The sequence below is a fragment of the Clostridium sp. UBA7503 genome, assembly GCF_002477055.1.
Classification (GTDB): Bacteria; Bacillota; Clostridia; order Clostridiales; family Clostridiaceae; genus Clostridium_J; species Clostridium_J sulfidigenes.
Genome location: NZ_DLNT01000013.1, coordinates 45225 through 62635, shown reverse-complemented (window position 1 = coordinate 62635; position 17411 = coordinate 45225). Strand labels below are relative to the sequence as shown.

Annotated in this window: 16 protein-coding genes and 1 pseudogene; all 17 read left to right on the top strand. The window is 31.5% G+C overall.

Annotated features, from left to right (window positions below):
- Positions 1 to 139 precede the first annotated feature (139 nt).
- The 17 genes and pseudogenes from hemW (at position 140) to B3630_RS02995 (ending at position 17260) form a co-directional block, all read left to right on the top strand.
- Complete coding sequence (gene hemW / locus B3630_RS03075) at positions 140 to 1267, top strand: radical SAM family heme chaperone HemW (protein WP_346895423.1); 1128 nt, start codon at positions 140 to 142, stop codon at positions 1265 to 1267.
- Between the two features lie 107 nt (positions 1268 to 1374).
- Positions 1375 to 2412, top strand: a complete 1038-nt coding sequence (hrcA, locus tag B3630_RS03070) for a heat-inducible transcriptional repressor HrcA (protein ID WP_346895535.1) — start codon at positions 1375 to 1377, stop codon at positions 2410 to 2412.
- A gap of 65 nt (positions 2413 to 2477) precedes the next feature.
- Positions 2478 to 3104, top strand: coding sequence for a nucleotide exchange factor GrpE (grpE, locus tag B3630_RS03065; protein ID WP_346895421.1), 627 nt, complete (start codon positions 2478 to 2480; stop codon positions 3102 to 3104).
- A 96-nt stretch (positions 3105 to 3200) separates the two neighbouring features.
- The gene (gene dnaK / locus B3630_RS03060) at positions 3201 to 5060 is read left to right on the top strand and encodes a molecular chaperone DnaK (RefSeq protein ID WP_346871298.1); all 1860 of its coding nucleotides are present in this window, start codon (positions 3201 to 3203) and stop codon (positions 5058 to 5060) included.
- Positions 5061 to 5226: 166 nt separating this feature from the next.
- Positions 5227 to 6351 carry a molecular chaperone DnaJ gene (dnaJ, locus tag B3630_RS03055; protein ID WP_346895419.1) on the top strand — a complete coding sequence of 375 codons (1125 nt, stop codon included), beginning with the start codon at positions 5227 to 5229 and terminating at the stop codon, positions 6349 to 6351.
- Between the two features lie 412 nt (positions 6352 to 6763).
- The gene (locus B3630_RS03050) at positions 6764 to 7633 is read left to right on the top strand and encodes a YitT family protein (RefSeq protein ID WP_346895417.1); all 870 of its coding nucleotides are present in this window, start codon (positions 6764 to 6766) and stop codon (positions 7631 to 7633) included.
- Positions 7634 to 7909: 276 nt separating this feature from the next.
- Positions 7910 to 8845 (top strand): 50S ribosomal protein L11 methyltransferase, encoded by a 936-nt coding sequence (gene prmA, locus B3630_RS03045; protein WP_346895415.1) that lies wholly within the window; start codon positions 7910 to 7912, stop codon positions 8843 to 8845.
- Between the two features lie 26 nt (positions 8846 to 8871).
- Positions 8872 to 9624 (top strand): 16S rRNA (uracil(1498)-N(3))-methyltransferase, encoded by a 753-nt coding sequence (locus B3630_RS03040; protein ID WP_346895413.1) that lies wholly within the window; start codon positions 8872 to 8874, stop codon positions 9622 to 9624.
- 1 nt (position 9625) lies between these two features.
- Positions 9626 to 10927, top strand: coding sequence for a tRNA (N(6)-L-threonylcarbamoyladenosine(37)-C(2))-methylthiotransferase MtaB (gene mtaB, locus B3630_RS03035; RefSeq protein ID WP_346895411.1), 1302 nt, complete (start codon positions 9626 to 9628; stop codon positions 10925 to 10927).
- A 121-nt stretch (positions 10928 to 11048) separates the two neighbouring features.
- Positions 11049 to 11393, top strand: coding sequence for a histidine triad nucleotide-binding protein (locus B3630_RS03030; RefSeq protein ID WP_346895409.1), 345 nt, complete (start codon positions 11049 to 11051; stop codon positions 11391 to 11393).
- 147 nt (positions 11394 to 11540) lie between these two features.
- The gene (gene rpsU, locus B3630_RS03025) at positions 11541 to 11717 is read left to right on the top strand and encodes a 30S ribosomal protein S21 (RefSeq protein WP_035128888.1); all 177 of its coding nucleotides are present in this window, start codon (positions 11541 to 11543) and stop codon (positions 11715 to 11717) included.
- A gap of 21 nt (positions 11718 to 11738) precedes the next feature.
- A pseudogene (locus B3630_RS03020) lies at positions 11739 to 12189 on the top strand (GatB/YqeY domain-containing protein).
- Positions 12190 to 12301: 112 nt separating this feature from the next.
- Complete coding sequence (yqfC, locus tag B3630_RS03015; protein WP_346871306.1) at positions 12302 to 12592, top strand: sporulation protein YqfC; 291 nt, start codon at positions 12302 to 12304, stop codon at positions 12590 to 12592.
- Positions 12579 to 13742 carry a sporulation protein YqfD gene (gene yqfD, locus B3630_RS03010; protein ID WP_346895407.1) on the top strand — a complete coding sequence of 388 codons (1164 nt, stop codon included), beginning with the start codon at positions 12579 to 12581 and terminating at the stop codon, positions 13740 to 13742. Before yqfC ends, yqfD begins: the two co-directional genes overlap by 14 nt.
- Positions 13743 to 13756: 14 nt before the next feature.
- A complete protein-coding gene (locus B3630_RS03005; protein ID WP_346895405.1) occupies positions 13757 to 16006 on the top strand; it encodes an HDIG domain-containing metalloprotein in 2250 nt (749 codons plus the stop codon).
- Between the two features lie 19 nt (positions 16007 to 16025).
- Positions 16026 to 16493 carry an rRNA maturation RNase YbeY gene (ybeY, locus tag B3630_RS03000; protein WP_414632992.1) on the top strand — a complete coding sequence of 156 codons (468 nt, stop codon included), beginning with the start codon at positions 16026 to 16028 and terminating at the stop codon, positions 16491 to 16493.
- Between the two features lie 68 nt (positions 16494 to 16561).
- Positions 16562 to 17260, top strand: coding sequence for a diacylglycerol kinase (locus B3630_RS02995; RefSeq protein ID WP_346895403.1), 699 nt, complete (start codon positions 16562 to 16564; stop codon positions 17258 to 17260).
- Positions 17261 to 17411 lie beyond the last annotated feature (151 nt).

Below are 17411 nucleotides of genomic sequence, written 5' to 3'. Positions count from 1 at the left end.
ATGATTGTTTCTACGGTGATTACCTTTTGGCATTACGAAGAATTTTCAAAAGTTAATAAAGTAAATATAAGTTACACTAAATAATATAAACATATTATTTAGTGTATATAAAGATAGTGGATATTAAAGGAGAAGAAAAATGGATACAGTAGGATTATATATTCATATACCCTTTTGTAAGATGAAATGTCATTACTGTGATTTTCCTTCATATAGTGGTAAAGAAAATTTAATGATGGATTATGCTAAGGCATTGAGTGAGGAAATTAAAGTTTCTTGCCAAGATAAAATTATAAGCACCATATTTATAGGTGGGGGAACTCCCACCTATTTGTGCATTGATGGGTGGAAAATTATAGAAAAATCTTTAGGGGGATTAAATAGGATAGAAGAAGGTTTTGAGTTTACTATAGAGGGAAATCCTAGGACCTTTAATGAGGAGCAACTAAAAATTTTTAAGTCTATGGGTGTAAATAGAATTTCTATGGGACTTCAAGCAGTGCAACAGTGTCACCTTGCTTCGCTGGGACGAATCCATTCCCTTGAAGACTTTGAACATAGCTATGAAATGTTAAGAAATTTTGGCTTTAATAATATAAATGTAGATTTAATGTTTGGACTTCCAAATCAAAGTTTAACTCAATGGAAGGAAACTTTAAATCAGGTTGTAGAGTTAAACCCAGAGCATATTTCTTGCTACAGTTTAATCATAGAAGAAGGAACTAAGTTTTATAATCTTTATGAGAAGGATAAATTAATTTTACCTGATGAAGATGTGGAAAGGGACATGTATGCTGAAGCCATTAATTTTTTAGAGATAAAAGGATATCACCAGTATGAGATTTCCAATTTTGCAAAGGATGGATTAGAGTGCAGGCATAATAAAATATATTGGAATTTAGAAAATTATATTGGTTGTGGCTCAGCTTCCCATTCCTATGTTAATGGTATTAGGTATAGAAATGAAGAAAAAATAGAAACCTACATTATATCTATAGAAAATAAAAGCTCTGCAGTGGTGGAGAGTAATGAAAATTCCTTAAAGGATGATATGGAAGAGTTCATGTTCTTAGGATTAAGAAAAATAGAAGGTATAAGTATAGAAGAATTTAAAAGAAGGTTTAACATCTCCATTTTTGAAAAATATAAAGAGGTTATAGATAAGTATGTAAAGTTAGATTTATTAAATTTAAAGGGAGATAAATTATACCTTACTAAAAGAGGTATAGAACTGAGTAATCAAGTTATGTCAGATTTAATTTTGTAAATAATTTATGAATCATATTGACATTGAATTTTATAAGTGATATATATTAAATATAGTCATTAGCACTCGTGAGTAGTGAGTGCTAACAAAGAGGTGATAACATGGATATGGATGAAAGAAAGATTAAAATCTTGCAGGCTATAATAAATGATTATATAACTTACGGAGAACCTGTAGGTTCAAGAACCATATCTAAAAAATACGATTTAGGAATAAGTTCAGCTACTATTAGAAATGAAATGGCTGATCTTGAAGAGATGGGATTTTTAGAACAACTCCATTCATCCTCTGGAAGACGACCTTCTGATAAGGGTTATAGACTTTATGTAGATAGACTTATGACCCCTAGCAGACTTACAGAAGAAGAGCATGAAACTATAAGACATGACTTGATAAAGGACACATCTATAAGTGAAATAGATAGTATAATTAAGGGTGCTATAGATGTACTTTCTAATATAACTAGACTAACTTCTGTAGTGAAAGTTGCTTCTGTTAAAAAGTCGAGTATTAAGTATATAAAGTTATTAGCGATAGAAAAGCACATAATTTTATCTACAATAATAACAGACAATGGTAATATAAAAAATAATACTATTAGAGTAACAAATCCAGTAGATGACAATAAGCTAGTAAAAGTAAATAATGCTCTTAATAGACTACTTGTAGGGATTAGTATAGAACAAATCACTCTAGATTTTCTTGTTAATTTAAAAAATGAATTAGTTGGTTACGAAGAGATATTTGACTGTATAATTCCTGTTCTTCATGAAACGCTGGTGTTGGGAGATTATGGTGAAATTTATACTAAGGGTGCTACAAATATATTTAACTATCCTGAATATAATAACATCGATAAGGCAAAGGCATTTTTAGGGTTAGTAAATAATGAAGAAAACCTAAATGAAATTCTTAGTAAAGGAAACAAAGAAGCTTTATTTATCAGTATAGGAGAAGAAAACTTTGTGGAGTGTGCTAAGGAGTGCAGTATAATCACTGCTAGCTATAGTTGTAATGGACGTATTATGGGTACCATAGGAGTTATAGGACCTACAAGAATACATTATGATAAAGTTATAGCTGTTCTTGATACTGTTGTTAATGAGATAAACGACAAGATCTCTAACATATATGATCCAGATTAACTATGGGTATATATATTTAAAATTCAAAGTAAATGAGATAAGCATTTAGATTGGAGGAAAGAGCATTGGAAAATAATATGGAAGAAAACCAAGAGCTAGATAAAAAAGATATGGAAGATAATGCGGATGAAATTTTAGAAAATGATCCTTCTGAAAAAGATCAAAATCAAGAGGAAAGCACTTCCGGTGAAGAAACCTCAGAGGTTAAAGAGGAAGATGAGAAGGAAGATGAGATGAAAAAATTCAGAAATCGCAAAGAAGAAATTAAAGAGCTTAAAGAAGAAAATGATTCTTTGAAAGATAAATTATTAAGAACTGTAGCTGAATATGATAACTTTAGAAAACGAACTTCTAAGGAAAAAGAAAATATATATACAGAGGCTTGTGCTGATGTATTAAAGGAAATACTACCTGTATTAGACAATTTAGAAAGAGCTGTTGCAGTAGATGGTAGTGCAGAAGATCTTAAAAAAGGTATTGAATTAACTATAAATCAGTTTACAGCTTCATTTGAAAAGCTAGGCGTTGAAGAAATCTCATCTGATGGAGAATTTGACCCTAACTTCCATGATGCAGTAATGCATATAGAAGATGAAAACTTAGGAAAAAATCAAGTAGCTGAAGTATTCCTAAAGGGATATAAAAAAGGCGATAAAGTATTAAGACATAGTATGGTTAAAGTAGCAAATTAATCTATGATTTATAAAGATTTCAATCTTTAATTAAAAATAAATGTATATAGTAAATTAAAAGAAAATAAATGTATTAATTTATAGGAGGAAATTACAATGGCAAAAATTATAGGAATTGATTTAGGAACAACAAACTCTTGTGTATCAGTTATGGAAGGTGGAGATCCAGTTATAATACCAAATGCAGAAGGTGCTAGAACTACTCCATCAGTAGTATCTTTCTTACAAGATGGTGAAAGACTTGTTGGTCAAGTAGCAAAAAGACAATCAATAACAAACCCAGATAAAACTATAATCTCAATTAAAAGAGAAATGGGAACAAATCACAAAGTAAATATAGATGGAAAAGAATATACTCCACAAGAAATATCTGCAATGGTACTTCAAAAATTAAAAGCAGATGCTGAGGCTTACTTAGGAGAAACAGTTACAGAAGCTGTTATCACAGTTCCAGCATACTTCAATGATAGCCAAAGACAAGCAACTAAAGACGCAGGAAGAATAGCAGGTCTTGATGTTAAGAGAATCATAAACGAGCCAACAGCTGCATCTCTTGCTTATGGTCTTGACAAAATGGATACAAACCAAAAGATATTTGTATATGACCTTGGTGGTGGTACTTTCGACGTATCTATCTTAGAACTTGGAGATGGGGTCTTCGAAGTTAAATCTACAAATGGAGATACTCGTCTTGGTGGAGATGACTTTGACCAAAAGGTTATGGATTATATAGCTGAAGATTTTAAAGCTTCTAATGGAATTGATTTAAGAAATGATAAAATGGCACTTCAAAGATTAAAAGAAGCTGCTGAAAAAGCTAAAATAGAATTATCATCTTCTACTCAAACAAACATCAATCTTCCATTTATTACAGCTGATGCTACAGGTCCAAAACATATAGATATGAACCTAACAAGAGCTAAATTCAATGAGTTAACTCATGATTTAGTACAAAGAACTATTGAGCCAATGAGAAAAGCTCTTCAAGATGCTGAGCTTTCAATAGGAGAAATTGACAAGGTTGTATTAGTTGGTGGATCTACAAGAATACCAGCTGTTGTAGAAGCAGTTAAAAACTTTACAGGAAAAGAACCATCAAAAGGAGTTAACCCAGATGAATGTGTTGCAGCAGGTGCAGCTATTCAAGGTGGAGTTTTAACAGGAGATGTTAAAGATGTATTACTTCTTGACGTTTCACCATTAACATTAGGAATTGAAACTTTAGGAGGGGTTGCTACTCCATTAATCGAAAGAAATACAACAATTCCAACTAAGAAAAGCCAAGTATTCTCAACTGCAGCAGACGGTCAAACATCTGTTGAAATTCACGTAGTTCAAGGTGAAAGACAAATGGCGGCTGACAACAAAACTTTAGGAAGATTCACTCTTTCTGGAATTGCAGCAGCTCCAAGAGGAATTCCTCAAATTGAAGTAACTTTTGATATAGATGCTAACGGTATAGTTAAAGTTTCTGCTAAAGATAAAGGAACTGGAAAAGAAGCTAATATAACTATCACAGCTTCAACTAACTTAAGTGATGATGAAATCCAAAATGCAGTAAATGAAGCAGAAAGATTTGCAGAAGAAGATAAGAAGAGAAAAGAAGCTATAGAAGTTAAAAATACTGCAGATCAAATGGTTTACCAAACAGAAAAAACTTTAACTGACCTAGGAGATAAAGTTTCTGCTGATGATAAAGCTAAGGTAGAACAAAGAATCCAAGTATTAAAATCAGTTAAAGACGGAGAAGATATAGAAGCTATTAAAAAAGCTACAGAAGAGTTAACACAAGAATTCTACGCTGTATCTTCAAAGGTATACCAAGCTGAAGGCGGACAGCCAGGAGCAGAAGGTTTTGATCCAAACAACATGGGTGGAGCAGCAGGAGCAGGAGCTCAAGATGCACCACATGATGATAATGTTGTAGATGCAGATTTTAAAGTAGATGGAGAATAATATTCATTAAATTAGTTAAGGGATGATGAAACACTCATCCCTTAAAATTGATTTTAACGTTAAGTTTTAATGTGAAAATTTAATGTTCCCATTAATACATGGTTGCAATTATACATAATATATCTTAATATATTATTCGAAGTAAAATAGGTGGTGAATTTTAAATATGGCTAATAAAGATTATTATGAAGTACTTGGCTTAGATAAAAATGCCAGTGATGATGAGATAAAAAAGGCTTTCAAAAAGGCTGCTTTAAAGTATCATCCAGATAGAAATCAAGGAAATGCTGAAGCAGAAGAAAAGTTTAAAGAAATAAATGAAGCATATCAAGTTTTATCAGATCCAGAGAAGAAACAGAGATATGATCAATTTGGTACTACAGACTTTAACGGAGCCCAAGGTTTTGATGGATTTGATTTCGGTGGAGGTTTTGGAGGCTTTGGAGATATTTTTAGCGATATCTTTGGTGGAGGATTTTCCTCTTCATCTAATAAAAATGCTCCAAGAAAGGGTGCAGATTTAGAATTTAATTTAAACTTAACCTTTGAAGAGGCTGTATTTGGCTGTGAGAAGGAAATTAAAGTTACTAGAAGAGAAAAATGTGAAACTTGTGGAGGCACAGGAGCTAAAAAAGGTACTACTCCTAAAACTTGCTCTAAGTGTAGTGGTAGAGGTAAGATAAATGTTCAAAGAAGAACTCCATTAGGAGTGATTTCTACAACTACAACTTGTGATGCTTGTGGAGGTAAAGGTACTATAATAGAGGAATCATGCTCAACTTGTAGAGGAACTGGTAAAGAAAGAAAAACTAGAAATTTAACAGTGAATGTTCCAGCAGGTGTTGATACAGGTAATGTAATGCCACTAAGAGGACAAGGTGAAGCAGGAGAAAATGGAGGTCCAGCAGGAGATCTTTATATAAATATAAGAGTTACATCTCATAATATATTTAAACGTAAAGGCTTTGACATCCACATGGAAACTCACATATCATTTGCGAAGGCTGCTCTTGGTACAGATATAAAGGTTCCAACAGTGGATGGAGATGTTACTTATAAGGTTCCAGCAGGAACTCAACCTGGAACTGTATTTAGATTAAAATCTAAAGGGGTTCCTAGAGTTAACTCTGTAGGTAGAGGAGATCACTATGTTAAGGTAATAGTAGATGTACCAAAATCTCTTAATGAGAAACAAGCAGAAGCTTTAAGAATGTTTATGGAGGCTAGTGGAGAAGCTCCAGAAACTACTGCAGAAAAGAAAAAACACAAAAAAGGAATATTTGGAAAGTAATAAATAGGATTAATTAACCTACAAATATTTTTAATATAGCTAAAGTCTTGTAACAGTTGGTATAGGACTTTAGCTATTTTTAGTGATTATATATTCTATTACTGTAATTATCAATAGAGTCAATTTAAATCAAAGCCTTGAAATTAAGTATATTAATGGTAAAATAAACCATTAGCCAAATAGAGATAACAATACGAATATTTTTAAAATTTAATAATTGACTTTTTTAGACAAAATATTTATAATATTACTGTAGAATTTAATGATATTTTAGGATTTATTGTGTTTTTATTACTAATGGTGTAGAAGTTAAGTTTTTTAGTGGATGTAAACCTTTTATTAATATCTAAATTATGTTACTTTCTACAAAATCATAAGATATAACTTTAATAAAGAGGTTGGAGGGAATAACATGAAAATTGAAAAACAAAAGATCTATGACATTACGATTGATACCTTCTATGACATCATTGGTAGTATACTTTATGCTGCTGGTATTTATACCTTTGCATTATCAGCTAACTTTGCTCCTGGTGGAATTTCAGGTTTATCAATAATTATAAACTTTTTTACTAAAATACCAATAGGTATATGTGGCTTATTACTTAACATACCAATAATAATAATTAGTTATAAAGTGTTAGGAAAATGGTTCTTAGTTAAATCTCTAAAAACCATGGTAATTTCAGCCTTCTTTATGGATGCAGTTTTCCCACTTATCCCAATTTATTCAGGAAATCCTATACTTGCAGCTGTGTTTGCAGGAGTATTATCTGGAGCTGGACTAGCACTCATATATATGAGAAATTCATCTACTGGAGGAACAGACTTTTTAATTCTTTCTGTAAGAAAAAAAGCACCTCACCTATCTATTGGGCAGATTACAATTGCTATTGATGGTTGTGTTATTCTTCTAGGTGGATTAGTATTTGGAACTATTGATGCTGTTTTATTAGGAATTATTATGACTATATCAAGTTCTACAATTATAGATAAGATTATGTCTGGTTTTGAAGCAGGAAAAATGGCAATGGTAATAACTAATCATGGAAAGGAAATTGCAGATGTCATTGGAAAGGAAGTTGGACGAGGAGTAACTATAATGAATGTTACTGGTGCTTTTTCGGGAGAGAGTCGTCAAATGTTAATGTGTGCTTGTAGTAAATCTCAGGTATATAATTTGCGTAGGATTGTAAGTACAATAGACCCAACAGCAATGACTATGATTTCTTCCTTTGATGAAGCCTTTGGTCTTGGATTTAAAGATAACCTAATTGACTAAGGCTTTATAGAACAATAAAATAATAGGTTCTGTTGAAAATACAGAACTAAACAAAACTCTTTCTTGCAATAGAAAAGATTCACTATTGCTAAGGAAGAGTTATTTTGTTATTTTGAAATATGTAATTACACAATAAAGATTATTTAGTGTATAATAAATTTTGTTATAATACCATAGACATCTTTTAAATTAAGGACAATAATATTAACTAAAACTTATTAACTATTGTTCATATAACTTAAGTGTAATTTATATATAGATATGGAGGAAGTTGAAATGGATCAGGATTGGATTGAAGTAACGGTACTTACAAGCAGTGAGGCTACAGAAGCTGTGGCTGGATTTCTTTATAACTGTGATGTAGAAGGAGTTTCCGTAGAAGATGTGGCAGATGTGGAATTTAAGAAGCAAAACCTGGGATTTGCAGATTTTATAAATGAGTCAGTTTTAACTATTGACGAAGGGGCTATGGTTAAAGGGTACTTTAAAGATAGTGAAAATTTTATGAATACACTAAACTACATAAAAGAAAGTGTAGATAAATTAGGTGAATTTGGCTTTGATAAAGGTGAAGGTATAGTAACCTATCATAAGGTAAATGAAGATGATTGGGCAAATAACTGGAAACAGTACTATAAACCAACTAATGTTGGAGAGCACATTGTAGTAAAGCCTACCTGGGAAGATTATGAAGAAAAGCCTGGAGAGGTTGTAGTAGAGCTAGACCCAGGAATGGCCTTTGGAACAGGAACCCACGAAACTACAAGAATGTGCATAAAAGCTCTAGAGAAGAAAGTTAAGAAAGATACCACTATATTTGACATAGGTACTGGTTCTGGAATATTATCTATAGCTGCAGCTAAATTAGGAGCAAAACATGTAGTAGGAGTAGATTTAGACCCAGTAGCTGTAGAATCTGCAAAGAAAAATCTAGAGTTCAACAAGGTAAATAATATTGAAATTCTTTACGGAGATTTAATGGAAGTAGTAGAAGGTAAAGCTAATATAGTAGTAGCTAATATCTTAGCTGATATAATCATGTTTTTAAGTGAAGGTGTATCAGCCTTTATAGAAGATGAGGGATACTTCATAGCTTCTGGAATCTTAAATACTCAAAGAGATAGAGTAACTGACAAATTAAAAGCCCTAGACTTTAAAATTGAAGAAGTTATGGAAGATGGAGAATGGATTTGTATTATTGCTAAAAAGTAAAACTTAGTGATGGGAGTATATTTAAAATGCATAAATTTTTTGTGGAAGATAATAGCATAAATGAATCTCTGTGTATCATTGAAGGCGATGATGTTAAGCATATATATAAGGTGCTTAGACTTAAAGAAGGGGATAAAGTAAATATCAATAACTGCAAGGGTGTTGAATATATAGGAGAAATTTTAGCGGTAAATAAAAAAGAAGTAAGAGTAAACCTAATTGAAAAAGTTGCTTTAAATAATGAAAGTCCTTTAAGAGTTCAGCTTTTTCAAGGATTACCAAAGGCAGCTAAAATGGATTTAATAGCTCAAAAGTGTACTGAGCTAGGAGTTAGTGAAATCACCCCTATAATTACAGAGAGAGTTGTAGTTAAGGGTAATGAGTCCTCAGAATTTAAAAAGGTAGATAGATGGAACAGAATTGCTTTAGAAGCTTGCAAACAAAGCAAAAGAAGTATAATTCCAACTATAAACCAACCTATAGATTTTAATAATCTAAAAGAAGAGATAAAGAACTTTGATTTAGTTATAGTACCCTATGAAAATCAAGAAAATCAAGGAATAAAATATGTGAAAAACCAAGTATCAGATAAAAATATAGAAACAGCAGCCATTATCATAGGACCTGAGGGTGGCTTTGAAGAGGATGAAATTCAGGCATTAAAGGATGCTGGAGCATTTATAGTAACCTTAGGACCTAGAATACTAAGAACGGAGACTGCTGGCTTTGTAGCTCTTAGCTTAATTATGTATGAGCTTGGTGATTTAGGAGGAAATTAAAATGAAAGTAGCACTATATACACTAGGATGTAGGGTTAACTCTTATGAATCAGAAGCCATGGCAGAAAAATTCATAAAAGAGGGATATGAAGTTGTAAGTTTTGATGAATTTTCAGATGTTTATGTTATAAATACCTGTACAGTAACTAATATGGGAGATAAAAAGTCAAGACAGATGATAGGAAGAGCAAGACGTCATAATCCAGAGGCTATAATAGCAGTAGTTGGATGCTATTCGCAAATAGCTTCTGATGAAATAGCACAAATTGAAGGTGTAGATGTAGTCTTGGGAAGTAGAAATAAGGGAGATGTTGTTTACTGGGTTAATAGAGCAAGGGAAGAAAGTAAGCAAGTAGTAGAGGTTAAAGATGTACTTAAAAATAATAAATTTGAACAACTAGCTATCAATGAATATCAGGATAAAACTAGAGCCTTTTTAAAGATACAGGATGGATGTAATAGATTTTGTTCATATTGCCTAATTCCCTTTGCTAGAGGGGGAGTTTGTAGTAAAGAGCCTGAGAAAATATTAAGGGAAGTAAAAGAACTAAGTAAAAATGGTTTTAAAGAAATAATTTTATCTGGAGTTCACACTGCTTCCTATGGAGTAGATTTAGAAGGTAATTGGAATTTAGTTAAAATCCTAGAAGAGATAAATAAAATAGAAGGAATAGAAAGAATTAGAATAGGTTCTATAGATCCAACCTTCTTCACTGAAGGGGTAATAGAGAGAATCTGTAACCTAGAAAAGATGTGTCCACATTTCCATCTATCCCTTCAAAGTGGCTGTGATGCAACTATTAGAAGAATGAATAGAAAGTATACATCACAGGAATATAAGGATGTAGTAGAAAATCTTAGAAAGTATATGAAGGATGTGTCTATAACTACAGATATAATTGTAGGCTTTCCAGGGGAGTCTAATGTTGAATTTGAAGCTACCTATGAGTTTTTAAAAGGGATAAAACTAAGCAAAATGCATATCTTTAAGTATAGTAAAAGAACAGGAACTAAGGCAGCGGAAATGCCTTTCCAAGTAGATGGTCTTATAAAGGAAGAAAGAAGTAAAAAGTTAATAGAACTAAATAATGTCTTAGAAGTAGAATTCATGGAGAAATTCCTAGGAAGAGAAATGAGAGTACTTTATGAGGAAGCTATAAGTGGAAAAGAAAACACTTATGTAGGATATACAGAGAACTATATAAAAGTAATAACAGAAAGTGATGAAAACCTAGAGGGCAAAATAGTGCCTACAAAACTTGTAGCTCTAAAACAAGAAAACATGGTAGGAATCATAGAATAATACAAAATATAGATACACTAACATAGATTTTTAGAGTATAATATAAGATATGAGATATCATATTATACATTGTAGGAAACTATAAATGTAGGTTTTTACTACTGAGAATGGAGGTGAAAAGATGTCAGATTGTTTATTTTGTAAAATTGCAAAGGGTGAAATTCCTTCAACAAAGGTCTATGAAGATGATAAGATATTAGCATTTAATGACATAAGTCCTGAAGCACCTGTGCATATTCTTATAATCCCAAAGGAGCACATAAGCTGCGTTAATGATATAAATTATGAAAACAGTAGCATTATAGCTCATATTTTCGCCATCATACCAGAACTAGTAAAAAAGTTAGGAATATATAAGAGTGGATATAGAGTTGTAACTAACACCTTAGACCATGGAGGTCAGACTGTTCCACATTTACATTTTCATTTGTTAGGTGGAAGAAATTTAAAATGGCCACCAGGCTAAAATTAAGGACTAAAAATATGTAAATAAAACTAATGAAAATCTTGACATAAGTTAATGTGAATTGTATAATTGAAAATGTGCTATTTAGGCCTCGCATTGGCTACTTTTAATTAAAATTAAATTGAGCTAGCGGAGGGAGGGATATAAATGTCAGAGATAAAAGTTGGAGAAAATGAATCATTAGAGAATGCATTAAGAAGATTTAAAAAGAAATGTGCAAGATCAGGTGTGCTTTCAGAAGTTAGAAAGAGAGAACATTACGAAAAACCAAGCGTAAAGAGAAAGAAAAAATCAGAAGCTGCTAGAAAAAGAAAATTTAAGTAGAATTTGAAAGAAGGTTTATTAATGTCATCCATTAGGGAAACATTACAGGACGACTGGAAAAATGCTATTAAACAAAGNNGATAAGTTTAAAGCAAATGTAATAAGCATGGCTAAAGCTGCTGTTTTAATGGTTGAAAAATCAGGGGCAGGAGAAGTAGATGATAGTAAAGTCATTGAAATTTTAGCAAAGGAAGTTAAACAAAGAAGAGATTCTTTGGTTGAGTTTGATAAAGGAAATAGACAAGATTTGGTTGATCAAACAAAAGCTGAAATCGAAATCTTATTACAATACCTTCCTCAGCAGTTAACGGAAGAAGAAATCCGAAAAATTGTTCTGGAGTCAGCCGAAAAACTTGGTACTAGTAGCATTAAAGATATGGGAAAACTTATGGCAGATGTTAGACCTAAGGTAAATGGTCGAGCAGATGGCAAAGTAGTTAGTCAAATAGTAAAAGAATATTTGAATAAATAAAGAACTCAGTTTACTGAGTTCTTTTTATTTTAAGTAATTTATCATGAAAAGAAATCATAAAATTTAAAAGAGAAACTTTGTAAGTAAAAATTATGATTTAGAGGTGATGAAGTTGAGTGATAAATTAGTGAGGGTAAAGGAAAAAGTCATTTATGGATTAGACTTACCAGTAGATGTAGCCCTTAGTTTGCCTAAAATAATAGTGATAGCAAGAAAAGAAGTAACGGTAGAGAATCATAAAGGGATAATAAAATTTAGTGACAGTGAATTAGTTATAAATACAAGTATTGGACCTTTGAAAATTTTAGGTGAGGATTTTGAAATTATTTTTGTAGGAGGTACCACCATAACTTTAAGTGGAAATTTCAAATCTATGGTGTATGAAAACTATGAAGAAGATTAATAATTTTAATAAAAGCTATATAACTGTTCAAGTAGATTCCCTTGAAGGAGAAAAAATTCTCAATTATCTCTGGAATAAAAATGTAAGTGTAAAAAATATAAAAAGAAATAACGCCTTTTCGATAACACTAGAAATATCAATATCAGATTATCTTCACTTAAAAGAAGCTGTTAAAAAAGTAAAGGGAAAAGTGAAGATTTTGCATCGTAAAGGGATAAACTTTTTTTATCTTAGATTAAGTACTAGGAAACTTTTAATTGCAGGTATCGCTGCATTTTTCGTTATTTTATACTATTTGAGTAGCTTTATTTGGAGTGTAGATATAGATACAGATAAATATCTAGCTCCCCTTGAAGTTAGAAATATACTGAAAAGCTATGGAATAATGGTTGGAAGTAAAAAGGGCTCAATAGATGTTCTAAAAGTTGAGGAAAAGTTAGTTGCTGATATAGATGAAATAATGTGGGTTAAAGTTAGAATTGAAGGTTCTATGCTCAGTGTAGATATAGTAGAGAGGCAAGAACCACCAAAGATAAAAGAAAAGGAGTACACAGGAGATTTAATAGCTAAAAAAAGTGGAGTTATAAATAGAATATATACTAGCGCTGGAACTCCTGTGAAACAACTTGGCACAGTAGTTGATAAAGGTGAGTTAATTGTAAAAGGTCAAGAAGGAAAAGAAGGCATGGAGTTCTCAGTAAAAGCTGAAGGAAAAATATATGCTACTACTTTTTATGAAGAATTCACAAAAGTACCTATATCTATTACCTCAAAAAGAAGAACAGGAAATAAGCAGGTACGATATGGAGTAAATGTAAACAATAATAAAATTTATATTAAGAAATCATTAAATAACTATACAACTTATGATAAAATAGAAGAAAACTGGGGCATCTTTATAAAAGAAACTTATTATGAAACAGAAGAGGTGGAAGAAGCTACTGACACTGACACTGTAATAAAAGAATTACAAAACAAAATTACATTAAATTTAGATAGAGGAGTTAAAATACTAGAGATAACTCCAGAAGTTAAAAAGCAAGAGAAGGAATATGAAATTAGAGTATTAGTTACTGTAGAAGAAGACATAGCAGAAAGTCAAGTTGTAGATACAGAAACAGAAAAAGAAGATGAATCCCCTGAGACTTAAAAAGAGGTGTAAATATGGGACATAAAAAAAGATTATCAAGGATAAGATTTCCAAGAGTAAAACCCTATATTACTTTTATAATTACAACTTTAATAGTTTATTTGATTTTAAGCACTGTAGTAGTAAGTAAAAAATATAACCTTCAAGTAGATGAAATAGCTAAATTTGATATTAAAGCACCAAGAGATGTGGAGGATAAGGTAGCAACTCAAAAAAGTATTGAAGAAGAGCTAAAACACGTACAAGAAACCTATACCTATGATGCTAACATAAGAAAGGGTGCTTTAGATAATATAAATAAACTTTTTGAATTAGTTAAAAAGATAAATTCTGAAAATCCTCCTTATAATTCTTCTGGTGAAGATGATAATGAAAAAATTAAGTCAGAACAGGATAAAATCAATGGGATAAAGCTGAAAGAATTAAAAGAGGAAAGTGTTATAAAAAATCTTTCTACTGAAAACTATGGATTGCTTTTATCCTTAAATGATACTGGATTAAATAGCCTAAATGAAGAGATAGTAAAATGTATGAATAATTTATATGATACTACCCCTATATATGAGAATAAACCTCAGGATATAGTTTCAGCACAAGGATATATAACTGCCTTCTTTAATAATACTAGCTATGCTAAAAATGTTAAGGATTTAGCTATGGCCATAGGTTATTCACAAACTAAGGCCACCTATTTTGTAGATCATGAAAAGACAGAAGAAGCAAGACAAAACATAACTAAAAATGTAACACCTGTAATCTATAAAAAAGATCAAACTATAATAGCAGAAGGTCAACCTATTACTGAATCACAAATTGAGCTTTTAAATGACTTAGGCCTTCTAGATAATGATAAATCTACAGGCATTTATATGAACCTAGTTTTACTCCTAGTTGTTGCAGGAGTATTGGGATTACAGTGGAGATATATAAAAGAAAAGCGCAGAGACATATATGAAGATAATAGTAAGGTTATACTGATAAACCTACTGACAGTACTAACTGTAGTATTAGCTAGGATATCTATTCTCATATCTCCTTATGTTATACCCTTTGCTTGTATTTCAATTTTATTATCTGTACTAATTGATAGTAAAACATCTGTAACCATAGGAATCTTAAATGTAATATTTATATCCTTTATTGTTAAATTTTCAGTGGATTTGACTCTTATAGCTATGGTTAATGCAGTAATAGTTCCAATGGTATTAAAAAGGGTTCAGCAAAGAAATGACATATTGTATTCTTCCTTGCTCATTGGAGCTATAAATGTAGTATTTACTGCTGCCATGGGATATTTCCTAAGCACTAATGTGACTAGTATAATCAATAAGGCTATGCTTACAGGAGTGTCTGCTATAGTTTCAGGAATATTAGCCATAGGAATACTACCAGTTTTAGAAAATATATTTGACGTATTAACTAATATTAAACTTCTAGAGTTAGCTAACCCTAATCATCCCTTAATGAGGAGATTACTTTTAGAAGCACCAGGTACTTATCACCACTGTGTGTTAGTTGCAAACTTAGCAGAGATGGCTGCAGAAAGTGTGGGAGCAAATCCAATACTAGCTAGGGTAGCTTCCTATTATCATGATGTTGGAAAGCTAGAAAGGCCGTATTATTTTAAGGAAAATCAAATAGGTATAGCAAATCCTCATGATGATATGTCGCCAGCTTTGAGCTCTGCCATAATACTATCCCATGTGGAAGATGGGGTTAAATTAGCAGAAAAATATAACTTACCTGAAGGTATCACTGATGTTGTGAGAGAGCATCATGGAGATTCTCTAGCTAAGTATTTTTATATAACTATGAGAAACAAAAGTGAGAATCCTGATAAAGTAAATGAGGCAGATTATAGATATGGCGGACCACCACCAAGATCAAAGGAATCTACCATTATAATGTTAGCAGATGGGGTTGAAGCCTCTGTAAGGTCCATTAATAAGCCTAATAAAAAGAAGATAGAAGAAATGGTAAATAATATAATTAAGAGTAGAATTGATGAAAATCAGTTTGTCAACTCTGACTTAACCTTTAAAGATTTAGAGAAAATAAGAGAGAGTTTTCTAAAGGTTCTATCTGGAATTTACCATGAAAGAATAGAATATCCTAAAGACAAGATTAATTTAACGAAAGAAAACAATGAAAAAAAACTTGAAGAAGATAAAGAAGTGGTATCAACTAAGGAAGAACAGTTTAAGTTAAAAGAGCCAGAAGTAGTTATACAAACTAAAGAAGTTGAAAAAGAAAAGCAGATATAGGATAAATAGGAGATAGAATATGATTTATATAGATAATAGGCAAAGTCTTATTTCCGTTGAAAAAGACTTAGAAGAAAACATTAAAGAAATTATAGATTATGCTTTAAAAGAGGAAAAGGTGCTGATTCCCTATGAAGTAAGTCTAATTTTTGTGGATAATGAAACCATAAGAGAAATAAATTCAGATACAAGAGGGATAGATAGGGCTACAGATATACTATCTTTTCCCATGCTAGACTATGATGAAAAAAAAGTATTCAAGGAGTGTTATTTAGATCATAAATTTTCAATTATTGATTTAAATGAAGGGAATTTAGTCCTTGGAGATATTGTATTATCCTTAGAGAGAGCAAAAGAGCAGAGTGAAGAGTTTGGACACTCCTTTATAAGAGAAGTGTGCTACCTAGTAACTCATTCCATTCTTCACTTGCTTGGATATGATCACATGGAAGATGATGATAAGGTAATAATGAGANNGAAATTCTAAGTGAGTTTAACATTGAAAGATAATAGAGTATATAGGTTATATCAGCTTTAATTAAGGTGGGGTTATTTATGAAGGTAAAGAAACTAGTGGATAGTTTTAACTATGCTATAGAGGGAATAATTTATTCAATACGAACTCAAAGAAATATGAGAATACATATGATAATAGCTATGTTAATACTAACAGCTTGTTTTTTCTTTGACATGACAAAGATGGAACTTTTGGTAATTGCCATTACAATAACAATGGTTGTGGTTGCAGAAATGATAAATACAGCAGTGGAATGTGCCATAGATGCTACTACCAACTTTTATCATCCTCTGGCAAAGATTGCGAAAAATGTAGCTGCAGGAGCAGTATTAGTCACTGCAATAAATGCAGTTTTAGTAGCCTATATAATTTTTGGTGATAAAGTTCTACCTTTTTCTATAATTATTCTTTTAAAAATTAAAAATTCTGACCCTCACATGATATTTTTAATGTTAGTAATAGTTAGTATTGCAACCGTAGTAGTAAAGGCTGTATATGATGAAGGTACACCTTNNAGAGGTGGAATGCCAAGTGGTCATAGTTCTATAGCCTTTGCTGTGGCAACTACCATTACACTATTAACCACAGAGCCACTAATAATGATATTGGCATTTTTATTAGCCTTCATAGTAGCCCAAAGCAGAGTAGATTCTAACGTACACTCCATTCTTGAAGTAGTCCTTGGAGGAGCCTTTGGATCCTTACTAACCCTACTGTTATATCAGCTTATTGGATAATTACAGTATTAATGTTGACCATGTACTTATATTATTGATCCTCATACCTTTCGTATCGTTATTTTACTAAAATGAGCTATTTTAGGTAAAGTAGATATTTTAAATACTATTAAATAAACAAACTAAATAAAATATAAGCAATAAAAATTAT

What these genes read in the sequence shown, in the direction of transcription:
- prmA (WP_346895415.1), top strand. Translation starts at nt 7,910, where the DNA reads ATGGATCAGGATTGGATTGAAGTAACGGTACTTACAAGCAGTGAGGCT.
- hrcA (WP_346895535.1), top strand. Translation starts at nt 1,375, where the DNA reads ATGGATGAAAGAAAGATTAAAATCTTGCAGGCTATAATAAATGATTAT.
- dnaJ (WP_346895419.1), top strand. Translation starts at nt 5,227, where the DNA reads ATGGCTAATAAAGATTATTATGAAGTACTTGGCTTAGATAAAAATGCC.
- mtaB (WP_346895411.1), top strand. Translation starts at nt 9,626, where the DNA reads ATGAAAGTAGCACTATATACACTAGGATGTAGGGTTAACTCTTATGAA.
- yqfD (WP_346895407.1), top strand. Translation starts at nt 12,579, where the DNA reads ATGAAGAAGATTAATAATTTTAATAAAAGCTATATAACTGTTCAAGTA.
- B3630_RS03050 (WP_346895417.1), top strand. Translation starts at nt 6,764, where the DNA reads ATGAAAATTGAAAAACAAAAGATCTATGACATTACGATTGATACCTTC.
- rpsU (WP_035128888.1), top strand. Translation starts at nt 11,541, where the DNA reads ATGTCAGAGATAAAAGTTGGAGAAAATGAATCATTAGAGAATGCATTA.
- B3630_RS03005 (WP_346895405.1), top strand. Translation starts at nt 13,757, where the DNA reads ATGGGACATAAAAAAAGATTATCAAGGATAAGATTTCCAAGAGTAAAA.
- hemW (WP_346895423.1), top strand. Translation starts at nt 140, where the DNA reads ATGGATACAGTAGGATTATATATTCATATACCCTTTTGTAAGATGAAA.
- dnaK (WP_346871298.1), top strand. Translation starts at nt 3,201, where the DNA reads ATGGCAAAAATTATAGGAATTGATTTAGGAACAACAAACTCTTGTGTA.
- B3630_RS03030 (WP_346895409.1), top strand. Translation starts at nt 11,049, where the DNA reads ATGTCAGATTGTTTATTTTGTAAAATTGCAAAGGGTGAAATTCCTTCA.
- B3630_RS03040 (WP_346895413.1), top strand. Translation starts at nt 8,872, where the DNA reads ATGCATAAATTTTTTGTGGAAGATAATAGCATAAATGAATCTCTGTGT.